General features: G+C 36.5%; 12 protein-coding genes. 3 read left to right on the top strand and 9 right to left on the bottom strand.

Translation table 11 applies throughout. The features are described from left to right. Positions 1–3 precede the first annotated feature (3 nt). The 9 genes from SOM16_RS14665 to SOM16_RS14705 form a co-directional block, all read right to left on the bottom strand. Positions 4–462: a hypothetical protein gene (locus SOM16_RS14665; RefSeq protein ID WP_320464744.1), complete on the bottom strand. Its 459-nt coding sequence runs from the start codon at positions 460–462 to the stop codon at positions 4–6. A gap of 134 nt (positions 463–596) precedes the next feature. Then, a complete protein-coding gene (locus SOM16_RS14670; protein ID WP_320464745.1) occupies positions 597–2,039 on the bottom strand; it encodes a glycoside hydrolase family 30 protein in 1,443 nt (480 codons plus the stop codon). 170 nt (positions 2,040–2,209) lie between these two features. Beyond that, positions 2,210–3,634 (bottom strand): RagB/SusD family nutrient uptake outer membrane protein, encoded by a 1,425-nt coding sequence (locus SOM16_RS14675; protein ID WP_320464746.1) that lies wholly within the window; start codon positions 3,632–3,634, stop codon positions 2,210–2,212. Between the two features lie 11 nt (positions 3,635–3,645). Next, complete coding sequence (locus SOM16_RS14680; RefSeq protein WP_320464747.1) at positions 3,646–6,558, bottom strand: TonB-dependent receptor; 2,913 nt, start codon at positions 6,556–6,558, stop codon at positions 3,646–3,648. A 289-nt stretch (positions 6,559–6,847) separates the two neighbouring features. After that, positions 6,848–8,746 (bottom strand): 7TM diverse intracellular signaling domain-containing protein, encoded by a 1,899-nt coding sequence (locus tag SOM16_RS14685; protein ID WP_320464748.1) that lies wholly within the window; start codon positions 8,744–8,746, stop codon positions 6,848–6,850. 69 nt (positions 8,747–8,815) lie between these two features. Further along, positions 8,816–10,120 (bottom strand): HAMP domain-containing sensor histidine kinase, encoded by a 1,305-nt coding sequence (locus SOM16_RS14690; RefSeq protein WP_320464749.1) that lies wholly within the window; start codon positions 10,118–10,120, stop codon positions 8,816–8,818. A 409-nt stretch (positions 10,121–10,529) separates the two neighbouring features. Further along, positions 10,530–11,207: a response regulator transcription factor gene (locus SOM16_RS14695; protein WP_320464750.1), complete on the bottom strand. Its 678-nt coding sequence runs from the start codon at positions 11,205–11,207 to the stop codon at positions 10,530–10,532. A 230-nt stretch (positions 11,208–11,437) separates the two neighbouring features. After that, positions 11,438–12,649, bottom strand: a complete 1,212-nt coding sequence (locus SOM16_RS14700; protein WP_320464751.1) for an aspartate aminotransferase family protein — start codon at positions 12,647–12,649, stop codon at positions 11,438–11,440. Positions 12,650–12,679: 30 nt separating this feature from the next. Further along, a complete protein-coding gene (locus SOM16_RS14705) occupies positions 12,680–13,387 on the bottom strand; it encodes a LytTR family DNA-binding domain-containing protein (RefSeq protein ID WP_320464752.1) in 708 nt (235 codons plus the stop codon). Between the two features lie 241 nt (positions 13,388–13,628). Between SOM16_RS14705 and SOM16_RS14710 the strand changes: the two genes are divergently transcribed. The 3 genes from SOM16_RS14710 to SOM16_RS14720 are packed head-to-tail and all read left to right on the top strand — an operon-like array spanning position 13,629 to position 17,454. Continuing rightward, entirely contained in the window at positions 13,629–13,919 is a 291-nt protein-coding gene (locus SOM16_RS14710) for a hypothetical protein (RefSeq protein WP_320464753.1), read from the top strand. 58 nt (positions 13,920–13,977) lie between these two features. Beyond that, positions 13,978–14,784, top strand: a complete 807-nt coding sequence (locus tag SOM16_RS14715) for a GLPGLI family protein (protein WP_320464754.1) — start codon at positions 13,978–13,980, stop codon at positions 14,782–14,784. Between the two features lie 3 nt (positions 14,785–14,787). Next, positions 14,788–17,454, top strand: coding sequence for a carboxypeptidase-like regulatory domain-containing protein (locus SOM16_RS14720; RefSeq protein WP_320464755.1), 2,667 nt, complete (start codon positions 14,788–14,790; stop codon positions 17,452–17,454). Positions 17,455–17,695 lie beyond the last annotated feature (241 nt).

Genomic DNA, 17,695 nt, shown 5'->3' on the forward strand with positions numbered 1-17,695 from the left:
ATGTTATTTGCAAGTCGTTTCTTCGAAAATCATCGATTTGCCAAAACTAAGCTTGGAGAGATTTTTAAACTTCATTTTTCCGTTTACTTCTTCGATATCGCCGGTAGCTTCTAATAGTTGCCCATTCTTTTTAAGCCACACCACTTGGCGGGTAGAGGTCATTCCTTCTGATTGGAAAGTGTAATCTGCAATAATCGTATCACCTTTAACAACTCCTGCTACCGTTCCGTTATTTTTATCTTTTTCATATAGCCTGTAACTTAGCTGTCCACTAACCTGGTTGTTTTTGGTATCTAAACTTAAAAAAGCAGAATCTTTTTGAGCAATGTGTTGAAAGCATTGCTTCATGCTCAACTGCGTTTTGCCAACCTCAGCATCGGATGAAGTGGTTTTTGTACTGGTGCCTTGGCATGCTGCCAATGTGGATAGTAAGATGGCGAACCCGGGAATAATATTTTTCATAGTGTGATTTTTGTTTTCAGCTGCAAAGCGCCTGCCAGAAAACTTTTCTACAGGTTCGGTTTTTTTATGGTTAAAAGCCACAAATGGAAAAGCCCCGCAGTTGCGGGGCCAGACCTGACAATTAAACTAAGATTTTACCAAACATAAGTGGCTACAGCACCTTTATCCAAGCTTGTGGTTACGATCTTTCCATTGTATTTAATATTGAAAGTGGTTTCAGCATTATTGTTATTGCAAACAATCAGCACCTGTTTGCCCTCAGGAGTTTGGAAGGCCACATTTTGCAGGTTTTCCGGCAAGTTTGATGCAATTCTTACGGAACCCGCTGGAACAAATTTCGAGGCATGACCGATTATATAGTAGGCCACATTGCGGCTAACTGCCGGTGATATGGTAATTGCACCCAGGCATGATGTACACCCACCTTTATCGGTGTGCGGATTGTAGTTCGCATCTGCTGCTAAATTCCATTCTAAAACATTTTTGCTCCAGTTTCTGGTTGCACCAATAATTAAAGTGGATACATGCCATTTCAAATCTTCGGCGAAATTGCTGGGCCCGCCCACCCATTGTTCGGTGAAGTAAACATTTTTATCCGGGTGTGCTTCATGTACTTTTGTAAGTGCCGAAATCGGACCGGCGTATAAGTGAAAAGCAGAACCATCTACATATTTTCTGGCTTCCGGATCGTTTAGAATTGTGATTGGATATTCGGGTTTATCTGCATTATGATCGTAAATGATAATTTTCGTTTTTACGCCGCTACTTTTAAACACAGGGCCTAAAGCCGTTTTAATGAAATTTGCCTGATCTATAGCCGACATATACATACTCGGATTATTGCCCGGATGCAATGGTTCATTTTGGGGTGTAATAGCGTCAATTACAATCCCTTCTGCTTTCATGGCCTGAATGTACTTCACCAGGTACTTGGAATAAGTTTGATAGTATTCTGGCTTCAAACTTCCGCCAATAAAATTATTGTTGGTTTTCATCCAGGTTGGAGCCGTCCACGGTGAGCCAAGGATTTTTATAGAAGGATTAATGGCGATGATTTTTTTAAGTACAGGGATTAAATCAGCCTGCTCTTTTTCTATAGAAAATTTCGCCAGTGTTTCATCAGTTTGTCCACTTGGCAAGTCAAGATAAGTAAAAGGTGTGGCACTGAGATCAGAACCACCAATGCTTATTCTAATATAGTTTACACGAATAGCGTTTTCCTGATTCGCAAAAAGCTCATTCAGTAACTTATCTTTTTCAGCTGCAGGCAAAGCATTAATTAGAGATGCACTTCCACCGGTTAAGGTGTAGCCAAAGCCATCAATAGACTGAAATTTTGTCGATGGATCTACTTCTATAGTAGGATTTGAATTGGTAGTGGCTGAAAAATTTAGCGTGGTATTTTGCTTTTTTAACAGTTGCGACTGGTCGCCTTTGGTGAGCCAGAACTCTACCTCACTTTGTGTGGCAGACTGAGCTAAATTGTCATTTTTAGATTTTATGCCTAGTTGCTTTTTCGAACCACAGGCTGTAAAAAGGACACTAGTAACCAGACATAGATGATAAATAAATTTCATAGGTATTAGATTTAAATCGAAAATCAATCAGTTATTAACACTTCATTGATTTTCGATTTTTGTAAAATACTGGCTTGAGATACTCAAGACAGCGTGTTTTAGAAAGGTGTATTAAAAAGTTGTGGGCCTTTTAAATTATTTAGCAACCCACAATTTATTGCAACCTCATTTTAGCGGATATTTGGATTTCTGTCTAACTCCGCTTGCGGAATTGGGAACAGTAATTTCGCGGGCGTAATATTGTAATTTAGATTGGCACCATTGCCATTTTTTTGCGCATTCATTACTGGTATGGCACGGTTTGTTCTTAATAAATCGAACCAACGATGACCTTCAAATGCCAGCTCCAAACGGCGTTCTTTTTCAATTGCCAAACGCATTGTGGTCTGATCATTCGCTGTAGTAACACCAAGATTTACCCGACGGCGAATCTCATTCACCACCGGAGCTGCAGCAGACCAACCTGAAGTACTTAATTCATTTAATGCTTCCGCTTTTAACAATTTAATATCAGCTAAGCGAAGAATATATGAGTTTGCTAAATCATCATTGCGGTATTTGTTTATGAAAGGATAATTCACTTTAGACCAATAATCATCAGACCATCCTTCATTACTTACATTTTTAAAGCTTACGCTTGAGTTTTTGCGTATGGCATCGCCCTCAGCATCAAATGCGGCAATCAGATCGTTTGTTGGGGTACAAAAACGTTTCCAGCCAGTTCCTACAATTACTCCTGTCATCCAGTTACCACGACCATTCGGGCCACCCCAACCATCGTATTGCATTTCCCAGATCGATTCGCTGTTATTTTTATGTGCACCATCAAATAACTGATCAAAAGAAGCAATCAAGCTGTAACCACCATTAATAGTGGCATCTGCATATTGTTGTACCTTGTTCCAATCAGGATTAGGCTTCGAAGCATATACTTTCGCTAACAAGGCATTTACAATACCTTTGGTAATGATGCCTTTATTTGCTGCTGTAGCACGCACATTTGGTAAGGCAAATTCAAGATCTTTAATAATCTGTGAATAAACTTCTTCGACAGAAGACCGAGATTTCTGCATTTCTTCTAAAGAAGTAGGTGATTTTAACACCAATGGAACGCCACCATACAACCTCACCAGGTGGAAGTAAAAGTAGGCTCTCAAAGTCGAGGCTTCACCTAAAATCTGATTTCTTCTGCCACTAGCATCTAAAGCCGGATCCTGAATGTTCGGAACATTCTCTAAAACTTCGTTTGCATTTTTGATATTGGAATAGAGCCCACTCCAATCGCGACCCACATTTCCGTTAGTGGAGTTGGTCGTGAATAAATCTATCTGGATGTTTGCAGGATTATCACCTCCGGCGTAGGCATTATCTGCCATCACATCGCCGTTAACCATGTAATCCCAAATGTGATAATCGTTATACATGCCGCCATAAGCACCAGCCATTAACTTTTCGGCACCGGCAGCTGTAGTAAATGCTACATCTGCTGTAACCTGGTTAAAAGGCTGTTTTTCCAGGAAATCTTTTTTGCAACCGCTTTGTAACGTGATGGTTAATGCTGCGGCTGCTACTAATGAATATATTTTTAGTTTCATTTTCTTAATTATTAAAATCCAACATTAATTCCAAATAATAAACTTCTGGATTGTGGATAAGTACCATAATCTACACCCATTGATGGTCCATTTGCATTGTTTACGTTAACCTCAGGGTCTAAACCTGAATATTTAGTAAAGGTTAACAGGTTATACCCTGTAGCAAAAATGGTAAGCTTGCTCATTTTCAGTTTTTCTAATACTGATTGACCGAAGCTGTAAGAAAGTGTAGTTGTTTTTAACCTCAGGTAAGAGGCATTTTCAACGAAACGGCTCGAAGTAAGTGAGTTTTCAGAACTGCTTCTTAAGGCTTTTGGAATATTGGTGATCTGTCCTGGCGTAGTCCATCTATCCAACACAGCAGCAGATTGATTTTTCGAATCAAACATCCCTTCAATATCAATTCTCGAAGCATTAAACAATTCGCTACCTTGAACCCCCTGGAAGAAGAAATTCAATCCCCAGTTGCCATAAGTTAAATTATTGGTAATACCATAGATGAATTTTGGTTGTGCCGAACCGATAAAAGTTCTGTCGCCAGGGTCGGCAGAACCCGTAACACCGTTTCCGTTCGTATCTGCATATTGTGCTGCTCCATTAGCTGGGTTCACACCTGTGTACACATAACCATAAAAACTTCCAAGTGGTTTGCCTGCTACCACACGCACGGCATCATCACGCTCATAGATACCAGCAAAGTTAAGTGATTGGGTAGTTGCACCTAAATCGGTAACTTTATTGCGGTTAATAGAGAAGTTCAAGTCAGTAGTCCATTTGAATTTTTCACGATCGTAATTTTTGGTCGATAAAACAAACTCTAAACCTTTGTTCTCCATTGAACCAACATTGTAAGCCTGACTTCCAAAACCTGATGAAGGAGGCAACTGAACGTTGATTAACAGGTCATTAGTTTTCTTCAAATAAGCATCCGCTGTGAAAGTAATGCGGCTGTTAAACATTGATAAATCTAAACCGATATTGGTTTGGGTGGTTTTTTCCCACGAAAGGTTATCGTTAGCTGGGTTTTGAAGATTGTATTCACCCTGTGCATTAACATTATAAAGTTTTAAGTATGCATAATCTCCAATTCCTTCATCGTTACCCACTTTACCCCAGCTACCACGAAGTTTTAAATCATTGATCGTTTTGCTGTCTTTCATAAAGTTCTCACCAGAAATTCTCCAACCTGCAGAAAATGACGGGAAGTAACCGAAGCGGTTTTCTTTCGCAAATCTGGATGATCCATCAGCCCTGAAGTTTGAACTGAATAAATACTTACTGTCGTAGGCATAAGTGATCCGGGCAAGGTAAGATTGTTTGCTCCATTGTGCCCGTTGAGGAATGGTTAACGCAACTGATGGTGCAGTTGGATTTCCGGCTACATCATAGAAACGCGTTAATTCGTTATTTTTATATTGATAATCTGATGATTGAATAGTATAACCACCTGTTGCAGTGAAAGCATTTTTACCTACGTTTTTGGTATAGTTTAAGATGTTTTCGTTCAACCAAACATGATCATTTGTGGTATTATCCCTGTAAACACCTCTTTCCTGGCGACCATATGTGGTTAAGAAATTATCAGTGTAGTACCTGTAAAAGTTCTTGTTCGAATTAGTGCTAATGGTTGATTTAAAGAACAAATCCTTCGTAAAGTTTACCTGTGCACCGAAAGCACCAATAAACCTGAAATTACGGGTTTTGTTATTTGATCCGAATGCCAGTGCCAATGGATTATCCCAGCCACCAGCATTTGGAATGGTGGTGTATTGACCATTCGGTTCAAAAATACCAATAGTTGGAGGCGTAGTTAATGCACCTAAAATAACACCACCGCGAGATACACTGCTATTATCGCCAACATCAATAGAATTGCTAGATGTCAGGACTGCGTTTCCGGTTAATTTTAACCAGGGCGTAATGTTCTGCGATCCGTTAAAGTTTGCGGTTAAACGATCTAACTTTGCTGGTGATACAACACCTTTGTCTTGCTGATAACCTGTAGAAAAGTAATACTGACCACCTTTTACACCACCGGAAATAGAAGCCTGATATTGGTTTTGCGTTCCGGTACCGAAAGTTTCTTTTTGCCAGTCGGTATTGTTATTGCCGCCAAAAGTAGTATAGCCCAATTCTCTCATTAAACCGATGTACTGATCGTTGTTAAGTACTTCTTGTTTTTGCCAGAAATTGGAAAAACCAGTAAAAGCATTAAAGGCAACTTTAAGCTTTCCGGCACTTCCTTTTTTAGTGGTGATCAATACCACACCATTTGCTCCGCTCGAACCGTAGATCGCAGCTGCAGATGCATCTTTCAAAATGGTCATCGATTCAATGTCATTCGCATTTATAAAGCTCGCATCCCGGGAGGTTACCCCATCAATTACATACAAGGGACTGTTAGAGGCCGTAATTGAAGTATTCCCCCTGATACTGATGGATATTCCTGCCCCTGGTTTACCAGATTGAGCACTCACCTGAACACCTGCCGCACGACCCTGAATAGCCTGCAAAGGATTTGTGATAGGCTGATTTTCCAGGTCTTTCGATGATACTGAAACAACTGATGTAGTTAAATCCTTTTTCGTCGTAGTACCATAACCAATTACTACCACCTCGTTAAGTTGTTGATTGTCATCAGACATAGTGATGTTAACCGAGGAACGGTTATTCAGCGTTTCCTCTATCGTTTTGTAGCCGATAAAAGAAAATTCTAAAATAGAATTACTTGGTGCTGAAATGGTAAACGTTCCATTGTCTGCGGTAGATGCGCCCTGGTTAGTACCTTTCACCTTTACTGAAACCCCGGGAAGCGGTAATCCTTTTTGATCTTTTACCTGCCCCGTTACAGTAATGTTTTGCGCCATACTAATTGAGACAGCGCAAAAGAAAAATACCATAAGCAATGTAAATTTTTTTCTCATAATTTTTGCTTTGTTAATATTATATGAAGTAAAGTTAATACTCATTTAATGTTAAAAGCAAGTTTTCTGAACGATAAATTTTAATTAAAGTATTGATAATTAGTGTGTTATAATTATTTTGATACGCTTTAATACCGCTATTAAATCAACACATTCAGACCTGATTATCAGCTGTTAACAAAGGAAATGGGATAGGGGTTCAGGATGATTTTGATACGGTTGAATACCGATTAAATTATTGATACCTGATGAGATAACTAACAAAAATGTGACTAATTAAAATGACTGATTATTCGATTACGAGCAGGCTCCAACCATTTCTGCCACTTTTTTTGATTGTTTTTTTACGGTCTTCCATTACCTTTTTAATTCGAGATCCGAATGTCCAGCAAGTGCTTTGTCTGATAGAAAGCAGTTCTGAAAGTTTATGCGAGGAGATTTTTCCTTTAGATGAATAGATCAGGAAAATCATGTAAAATGCCTTATTAATCGGAATTCGTGTGTTGTGGAAAATAGTAAAGGTTGTTACCGATTCTTCATAGCCACATTTGCTACAGCGGCGGCTATTTAAGATATGTCCATTAAAGTAATGATCATTGCTGCATTTTCTGCAATGGTATCCATTTTTCCATTTAAGCGCAGCTAAAAATGCATAACAAGATTCCTTATCAGGATAGATTTTGCTAAATTCATCAAAATCAACTTCAGTGTTCATCACCCGGTCACGCGTTACTTTCTCAACATTAGTTTGCAGTTCTTCATTATCATGTTCCAGCAACACGTTCATCCTCGAAATTTCCTCCGCCTGTTTTTGCAACAAGATATTGGCTTCTTCCAGCGCCTGATTTTTGCTCTCAATGATCAAAGATTTATGAAAAACATCTCGTGTCCGTTCTTGCACTTTACTTTCCAGTTCACGGTTTACCGTGTCTTTCAATTTGGCATTAACAGCCATCTGGCGGATGATTTTTTGTTGCGCTTTATCCTTATTGAGTTTTAAAATCCTCACCTTATCGCCAATGGCAAAGGATAAGAAAACCATTTCCATAATAAAACAAAAGCTAAGACTGTAATAACTAATTATACCAAAGTTAAGCCAGCTAATGCCCAGCATAATTAAAAATTTAAGCATGAAGCCTGTAAAAAGGAAACTATACCCAAGAACAAAGAAACGGGCAGGTTTATAGCCATTTTTGTAAATATAAATTCCTGTAAAAAATGCTACCGCAAGCGGGATAGCTTCAATAAATTTAAAGCTGAATAAGGTTTGATCAAACCAATAGCAGTAAATAAAGAAGATTATTCTAAAGATGATTACGCCAATAATTAACTTGTTTATTGTTGGTGCTTTAACCTTTACCAAAAGCAGTTCTCTGGTAAAAAGTAAAGCGAAGATACTGGTGGCACATAACGCAAATGCATAAGCGACCTGATTCCAGCCGGGAGCATTTGGCCAAAGGTATTGGTAAGCAATGCCGTCTGTACTCATTTCAAAAAAACCAACACAGAGGTTGTACAACACATAATATAGGTATTGTTTCTGCCTGATGGCGATAAACATGATCAGGTTATAAAAGCTAAAAACCATGATCATTCCGTAAAATATTCCAAAATAGAAATATTCGTCTAAGGCATAAGAAATGAACCATTCGGCTGTACGCAACACAATGATGATATCAGAAATCTGAGATGATTTAATCTTAAAATAATAGGTTTTAACTTCATTCCCGTTATTTTTGAGTGGAATCTCAAAGTTTTTGTGATTAATTAGCCTTTTATTAAAAGCATTTACATCACCAAGCGATTCTGTATGATAAGTTTGATTTTCCTGTGGAATGTAGGCGGTAATGTGATCTATGGTTTGATCAAAAAATTCGAGCAGAAATGGTTTTTCTGCATTTTGATTATGTTTGATTTTGATCCGAAACCAATACGTTTTATGTAGTTTTTTAGTTTGAGGAGTGCTTGATGTACTTGCCTTAAAAGCATGCTCAAAAGCTTTACTATTAATTTGCTCGAAAGAAAATTGATCAGCCGGATCTTCCAGGACCTCTATTTCTTTAAAAGTAAAAATATGCTGAGGAACAGAATCCAAGATCCGTACAATATCTTGGGCACCGCTTTTGACACTGATTAGCAGCAAAAAGAAGGATATAATTAAAAGTATTTTTTTAAAAAACGGTTGCATTGGCATCTGTTTACAAAGATACAAATTTGTGGAAAGGGAGCGATTTTTTAGGTCAGGGAGATTTTTTATTTAAAAGATTAGTGAAACACTCGTCCCTTCCTCTTCAACAGAAGTAATTTCAATTTCTATTTTATGGAAGCTGGCAATACTTTGAACAATGGCTAATCCCAAGCCAAAGCCGTTTTCTTCCGTGTTTCCACGTTTGAAGCGATCAAAAGCATTTTCTAGGAGCGCTTTACTCATGCCTAATCCCGTATCGGTAATCACCAGCGAATACTTTTGCTCTTTCATTTGGCCTTTGATCGTAATTGATCCGCCTTCGCGATTGTACTTGATAGCATTGTTAATCACGTTCATCAGCAGCGTGTGCATCAATGCTTTATTGCCAATAAATTGGTAATCATTACGCAAGTCTATTTGATAATTGATGCTTTTGTCCGAAATTCTATCCTCTAGGTCTTCATAGATATCTGTTAGTTCTTGCCGAAGATCAATCTCTTCCGTTTTGAGGTACTGATTGTTTTCTACCTTAGAAATGAGAAGCAAGCTTTTGATAATCACCTTTAAACGATTCAACGTTTTAATAGAAGCATAAATTTTATTTTCATGTTCCACTGGAATTTCCGGCGTGTTTAACATGTTTTCAAAACGGGTACTAAGAATGGAAATAGGGGTGAGCAGTTCATGAGAAACATTGGCGATAAACTGTTTTTCAAGTGCAAAAAGTGTATTTATTTTTCGCATTAGCGTATTTACACTATTATCCAGAATATTAAAATCATCTGTAGAAGTGGGGATATTTTGATAGTTGTAATGAAGTGGGTCATCAACTTTATTAATTTTTTTATCAATGATCAGGTAGAAGGGTTTCAGCAGAAAATTAGAGAAGGCATAATCTGCCACCAATGTGATCAAAAGTGCAATTACCAGTACGACAAGCATATAAAAGCGAATGGAATTCTTGATTGATTGTAAGGTGGTCATCGTTTCACCTATCTCGAGATTATACCAGTTGGTGTGGTAAGAAAATTTATAGTTTAGAATCCGATAAACCTCAATATCACCTTCAATTTCTCTTCTTTCAGTATAAACAACTGCGGTAGAATCTTTTTGATTATCGGGAATATCAGTTAACACGATAAATTCTTCCTTCAAAATGTTGTAATCCGTAAAAGATTCCTGTTTGTTGAGCAAGCTATCGATTTCACTATTGGTGAGGTTTTTTATAATCTTGTTCTTTTTTTTAATCAGGCGGTTATCCAGTTGATTATAAGCCAGTTTTTCCAAGGAAAACAAAATAGCCGCACCTAAAAGCAAGATAATTGCAATTTTAGTAACCGCATTGTATAAGGAAAACTTAAGCTGGAGTTTCATTTAAGAGGTTAGGGGGTTAGTGTGGGTTAGGGGTTTTATAACTGATCATTGTAAATTGGTTAGGGGGTAGTATGGGTTAGAACTGATAACTGATAATTGTAAACTGGTTAGGGGGTTAGTATAGGTTAGATGGGTTAGAATTGTAAACTGAGAACTGATAACTGGTTAGGGGTTAGTATGGGTTAGGGGTTTAGAACTGATAACTGATAATTGCAAACTGGTTAGGGGTTTAGAACTAATAACTGATAATTGTAAATTGGTTAGGGGGTTATTATGGTTTAGATGGGTTAGAATTGTAAACTGAGAACTGATAACTGTTTTAGAACTGATAACTGATAATTGTAAACTGTTATTTTGCTCTTGGTATGCTAAACTTCTAACCTCTAACCGATTCTTCAACCTCTTAACCTTAGCAGTTAATCCTGTAGCCAATACTTCTAACGGTTTCAAACCAGTCAATTGGAGCGGTGGCGGCCAATTTTTTACGTAGGTTTTTAACATGAACATCCACAAAGTTAGAATCTGAGTTTACCTCCAAAATGTCTCCCCAAACGTGTTCTGTAAGACTCATTCTGGAAACCACGCGGTTTTTATTTAGCACCAGGTAATTGAAGATTTCAAATTCTTTTTTAGTCAGGTTCAGGCGTTCTTCACCAAAAGAAACTGTTCTATTTTGAATGTTCAGCAGAAATTCGTGAATGTTAACTTCGTTTTTTTCGAGTTTGTGCTTCCTCCTGGTAATGGCATGCATACGGGCGAGAAGCTCATTTAGGGAGAATGGCTTTGGTAAATAATCATCCGCACCTTCATCCAAACCTTTAATACGGTCGTCTACGGCACTTCTCGCAGTTAAAATGATAACTGCATCATCACGGTCTTTAATCGCCTTCAGCTGTTTTAAAACTTCAAAACCATCTCCATCCGGCAAGCCTAAGTCAAGTAAAATGAAATCGTAGTTATTTACAAAAATCTTTTCTTCAGCAGATGATTTTTTCCAGGCATGTTCTACTATAAATCCTTCCTTGCTTAGAAATTCATCCATTTCAAGCGCCAGGCTTTTTTCATCTTCAACTATTAAAACGTTCATTTTAGTTTAAAGTATTTGGTGTCAGGTATCAAGACTGCCTGTGTAAATATTATTTTGGTGTTTCATCCCGTTTCGGCTTTTAGTCTTTAGCCTTTAAGCTTTCCGCTTTAGTCCTTTAGCTTTTAGCTTTAGTCTTTCTGCTTTCTGCTTTAGTCTTTCTGCTTTCCGCTTTAGTCTTTTAGCTTTTAGCTTTAAGCTTTCAGCTTTAGTCTTTCAGCTTTAGTCTTTTTTTAGCTTTCCACTTTCCGCTTCCCTTCAACAACTAAGTTAATATTTTTCAAGATGATTGTACAAGCTTCTTCAATTTCGTTTTTTGTAATGATAAGGGGAGGAGCGATGCGCATAGAATTGCTGCAGTGTAAAAACCAGTCAGACAGTACACCATCGAGGATACAAGCATCAATAATATTTTTATTAATCTCGAAGCTTTCAAACTCTACAGCAAGCATTAGTCCTTTACCTCTAATTTCTTTGATGGCAGGGTGTTTCAAAAGTGATTTAAATAATTGTCCTTTTTCTTCCACATCATCTACAATGTGCTGATCTACCAACGTTCTGAGCGTAGCTAAACCTGCGGCACAACAAACCGGGTGGCCACCAAAGGTTGTCATGTGCCCTAAAATAGGTGTGTGTGATAAAACCGACATAATTTCAAGTGAACTAATAAAAGCTCCAATGGGCATTCCCCCGCCAATTCCTTTTGCCAGGAGCAACACATCAGGCACTATATTATAATGTTCAAAGGCGAACATTTTCCCACTCCTACCGAAACCAGATTGTATTTCATCGAAAATCAGAAGCGTTCCGGTTTCATCGCATTTCGAGCGTAAAGCCTGCATATATTCCAGATCAGCCACCCGTATTCCTGCCTCGCCTTGGATAGGCTCAATAAAAACTGCTGCAATTTCTTGAGTTATTCTTTCCAGATCAGCTAGCTTATTATGTTGAATAAAACTAACGTGAGGTAAAAACGGACCATAGCCAGAAGAATAGAAATCACTTTCCATTAAACTTTCTGCACCTTGAGTACTGCCGTGATAAGCATTTTTGCAAGCGATAAAGCCTTTTCTGCCAGTATAACGTTTGGCCAGTTTCATCGCACCTTCTACCGCTTCAGTTCCTGAATTTAAGAAGTAGGTACAGCTTAACGTTTCTGGTAAAATATCAGCCAGTGCTTTTGCAAAGTTTACCTGTGGCGTTTGCACATATTCGCCATAAACCATTAAGTGCATGTAAGTTTCTGCCTGGTCTTGGATAGCCTTAACCACCGCAGGATGACAATGGCCAACATTACTCACGCCGATACCTGCAATCAGATCTAAATGTTTTTTATCTGATGAATCGTAAATGTATACACCTTTTGCCCTTATAAATTCAAGCATTAGCGGTTCTGGAGAAGTCTGTGCGTTGTGTTGTAAAAATAACTGACGTTGGGTAAGCATGGCACAAAAATACGTGAAAAGGCAATGAATCTAATTTTTATTAGTCATCTTATGATAAAAATCTGCATATTTTCTGCCGATGGAAATTTTAAGGTTGTTATGCAACACCACATGAGCACGTTCTAATATCTTTATTTGGTTTTCAGCAATGATAAAAGAGCGATGAATTTTCGAAAATCCTTTCTCATTTGATAAATGAATAGCCATTTCAGACAAACTACAATTGGAGAGTGTAACTTCACTCTTAGTGTAAATTTTAGTGCCCTTTTCTTGAGCCTCTATCGCTATCGTATCTGCTATTTTAAGCTTAATTAATTGATTTCGTTGTCCCCTGCTTTTAATCAGCATAAAATCATTTTCCGGCCTCGGTATTATTTCATTGCTGGCAAACAGCTTTAAGGTAGCTTGTTCAAATTTGGATTGTGATATCGGTTTTAATAAAAAATCATCAGCATTGAGCTCATAAGAGTTAATGGCAAAATTAGCGTGAGCAGTTGTAAAGACCAGTTTTTTGGTTTGATGTTTAATGAGTTCTGCCAATTCTAATCCATTGAGGCCAGGCATTTCAATATCTAAAAAGATGATATCTACAGGTTTAGTCCGCTTAATTATTTCTGATAGGGCCACTATTGGACTGCTATAAGCTTTAATAAGTTTGAGATTGGCTTGTTCAGCAATATAGCTGGTTAATACTTCTAAGGCAGAAAATTCATCATCAATGGCTAGGCAGGTGTACATATTTATTTTTATTTGAGAGGTTAATTTTGAACATGTCAGTTTAATTAGTCACAATATAATATTTTAACTTATGTTTTGCAAAATACCAGTTTCCGCAAAGCATAAATAAACGTCGTTCGGGCAGCCTCGTTTGTTGTTCGTTCCGTTTGCTTGGTTACTGGTGCTAAAATTTTTATTTTGGATTTTTATCGATGAGTTTTGAGGTAATTAATTAAATATTAAACCTTTAAATCATTAAAAGATGAAAAAATTATTATTTATTGCGGTGATGTCTTTCGTTAGTATCGGTGCATTTGCAAATGAATCAAGTGATGGAAATGTTGAGAAAAGTAAGCTTGCACCAAGTATTACTAACGTTAATGAATTAAATAGTAAAGTACAGCAGGATGTAATTACTTTAAAAAGATTTCCCATTACTTTTGAAACTTCATGTGGCACCTGGACTGGGACAGCGAGTTGTGGCTCTTTAAGTGTAACGGAATGTGGAACCTTTTTAAATGATGTAGGTGACTTTCTAGAGTCGCTTTGTTAATAAATCAACCACTACTAACTGGCCAGCGCCAGTTAGTAGTGGTTAAATAGAGAAACTTATGAAAAATAAAATTACTATCCTTTTCCTGCTAAGTGCCCTAACAGCTTTTGGACAAAAAACAGATAAAATAATTGCATCTGTTTATTATACGTTCAAACACATGCCTGACACCTTGCAGAAAGACTTTTTTAGGACTGAAAATATGGTGCTATATGTTGGGAAGGATTTAAATAAGTATATAAGCCGGGATAAGGAGATAAAAGATTCAATCAGAATAAAGCAAATTGAATCTGGCGGAGGCACAGTGATTAACACTGCCGGGCAGAAAACAACCGCTACAGAAATCTATATTGATAAAAATCAAAGGCAAATGATCGTTAGCGAAAGCCTGATCAAACGATACTTTTATGAAGATGCTTTCCCGCTCATCAATTGGAAAATTATGAATGAAGTTAAAGACTTTGAAAACTTAAAATGTACAAAGGCCGTTGGTGAATTTAAAGGGCGTATTTATAATGCCTGGTTTACAACAGATTTGCCAATAAGCGGAGCCCCTTGGAAATTATGTGGCCTTCCTGGTTTGATTATAGAGGCTTACGATAATAAAAAAGAGGTTTTTTTTCAGTTATCTGCCATTAGTAAACAATCAGATTCAAATTCTATAATTTCTCCACCACAAAACGCTATTAAAACTAATAAAAAGGATTATTTCATGATGCTGGATGCTGCGAAAAATGATCCTGTTGCATTCATCAACGCATCAGCTGCAGAGGCCGGTTCCGGGTTAAAAATATCTCCAGGCAGCAGTGGAGGTAATTTTAAACCTAAAAAACAATCCAATCCAATAGAATTGAAAGACAACTAGTACATGAAGTTTGGCTTTAGATTACTATTTCTACTTCTATTAACAAATGTACTTACCACTAAAGGTCAAACAAAGGTAAAAGGAAATGTTAAAGATGCCAACAGTAATAATTTGCAAAATGTAACAGTTTCTTTGATTGATAAGGAAACGAAGGCGATTAAAAGTTTTAGTTATACGGACAAAAATGGCAATTTCGAACTTGATATGCCTTCATCAAGCCCACATGTAATTAGGGTTAGTCATGTTGGTTTTAATGTTGCAGAAAAAGAGCTTAGTCCCAATGGCATCACGTATAATTTTCATTTAACAGCAGGAAATTATAGCCTGAATGAAATTAAAGTAAAAGCGCAAAATCTGATTATACAGAAGGGAGATACATTAAATTATAATGTTAAGCAGTTCAGTAACCTCCAAGATAGAACGATTGGAGATGTGATTAAAAACCTGCCTGGCATCACCGTCAGTGCTACTGGCAATATCAGTTATAATGGCAAGCCTATCAATAAACTCTATATTGATGGCGACGATTTACTTGGAGAAAAATATGTATTAGCAACAACCAGCATTCCAAATGATGCTGTAGAAACGGTTCAGGTTTTAGAAAATCATCAGCCAATGAAAGTATTGGAGGACAAGGTTTTTAGTGATAACGGTGCATTAAATATAAAGTTAAAAGAAAGCGCCAAACTGAAATTATTTGGCTCAGGAAATGCCTCTTTTGGTCTGCCGCTCTTAAGAGCTGATGTTAGGGCCAATTTATTAACATTCAAGAGTAAGTTGAAGGCAATTAATAGTTTTGGTTTTAATAACTTAGGTAATACTTTAAAAAACGAGGTCCTAACTCAAAATATAAATAATTCAACGCAGATGCCATCAAAGGATGCATCAGAACCCTTGCTCGAATTTACCAGTCTGCCAGATCCGCTTATACCATCAAAGTATTATATTAACAACAAGACCAGTCTTATTGCAATAAATAATCTCCTTCCTCTTAATAAAACAGAAAGTATCAGGTTTAATTTATACTTATTAAAAGGTCAGGTGAATAATGATGCCCAAAATATCAACAATTTTTATCTGCCAAATACCACAATTACACAGTTTGAAAACCAGCAAGCTAAACAAAATAAAAGTAATTTATTCTTTTCGTCAAATTATCTTGCTAATTCGAAAAGTGCATACATTCAAAATCAACTTAGTTTTGAAACACTGCTTAATAAAGATTTTTCTGCCCTTGAAACAGAACAATATAGTCTAAACCAGAATCTGAATTCTAAAAGCTATAAAATTACAAATTCATTTTCTTTAATAAAAGAAAATGAAAAACGTCTGCTTTATGAAGGTAAATCTATAATACAATATAATAGACAACCAGAAAATTTGTACATTAATTCTGGTCTTTATCCATCATTGGTTAATAATAATATTCCTTATAAGGGCCTTGAGCAATTCGCTTTGCAAACAACCTTTTCGAGTAATACATCCTTATCTATTTCAAAAGTATATGGAAGAAATACTATAGGTTTTAAAGTAGAACATTTACTGGAAACTAACAATACTAACAGTGCGTTAGAACTGTCTTTAAATGATGATGAAAGGTTGAATGCTCCAGATGATTTTCGAAATGATTTCAAATGGTATAATCACAAAATTTCAATGGCACTTGTAGAAAATTATAAAAGCAGGAAGATTAATTTTTCACTAAACCTACCGCTCTCATCTCAACATATTCAATATAGAGACTTTAAATCGAGAATAGACTCATCTCTCAATAAGTTTATTTTTGAACCTCAAGCAAAATTAAATTATGAGATGGGAACTTATTCGAAAATGTCTATTACAGCCAGGAGAGATAGAAATATTACGGCAACGCAGGATTTACTTCCAGGAATCATATTTAACAATTATCGTTATCTATCGAGGAATGATCAGCAATTAAATTTTGGTAGTTCAAATTCTATATCCCTGGCTTATGGATATAGAAATACAATAAAAGTAACCTTTTTAAATTTAGGTGTTTTCTTAAGCAATAATTATTCACCAGTGATCATCAATAACAGTTTTAGACTTGGGTTCATTGAAAAACAACAACAACTATTTGATAACAATATCAAAAGAGCACTGTTTCTCCTATCCTTTAGCAAATATATCTTTCCACTAAAAACCACAGTAAAAATTAATCTCAATTCCACTCTATCAAATTACAATCAGCTTCAGAATAATGTTGTAAATAAATTGAAAAATGTATCTCACAATATTAGTGGAACAGTATTATTTAAACCAATCTGGTATTTTAACACAGAATTAAATATGAGTTATTTAAATTCATTAACTAAAAATGTTACAACTGATAATTTTCCCCTGGGAAGAAATACATGGATGAATACCACTTTTAAGACCACTGTGAATTTAAAGGAAAATTTTTATGTTCAGGGAGAATTAAGTCACATGCATCAACAAACCACAAATAGTAAAAACTCATTTCTTTTAGTCGATGCCAAAATAAATTACACTTTATCTAAAACCAAAACTGATATTGGCTTACAGCTGATTAATATTTCCAATCAACGAAGATTGATAATTAATGATTTTGATGGTTTAAAAGCATCTATGAATAGCTATTGGATTCGACCATTAACTTTAATGCTAGCTGGCACATACCGCTTCTAAACTATTACGTATAAGCTATGTTAGAAGTATTTAAATGCTTAAATGGTTGTTGAAGCCGCCTCGATTGTTTTTCATACTTTTTGCTTGGTTACTTATTACGAAGTTTTTAATTTAGATTTTCATAATGAGTCTTAAATTAATGATTAGACTTCTAAATACGAAACATATTAAATATTCTTTCGCTGGCTTTGGTGAAGATTTAATTACGAATTAACCTCAGAAACCAATAGTGCAGAGAATC

The sequence above is a fragment of the Pedobacter sp. CFBP9032 genome, from assembly GCF_034045265.1.
Lineage (GTDB): Bacteria > Bacteroidota > Bacteroidia > Sphingobacteriales > Sphingobacteriaceae > Pedobacter.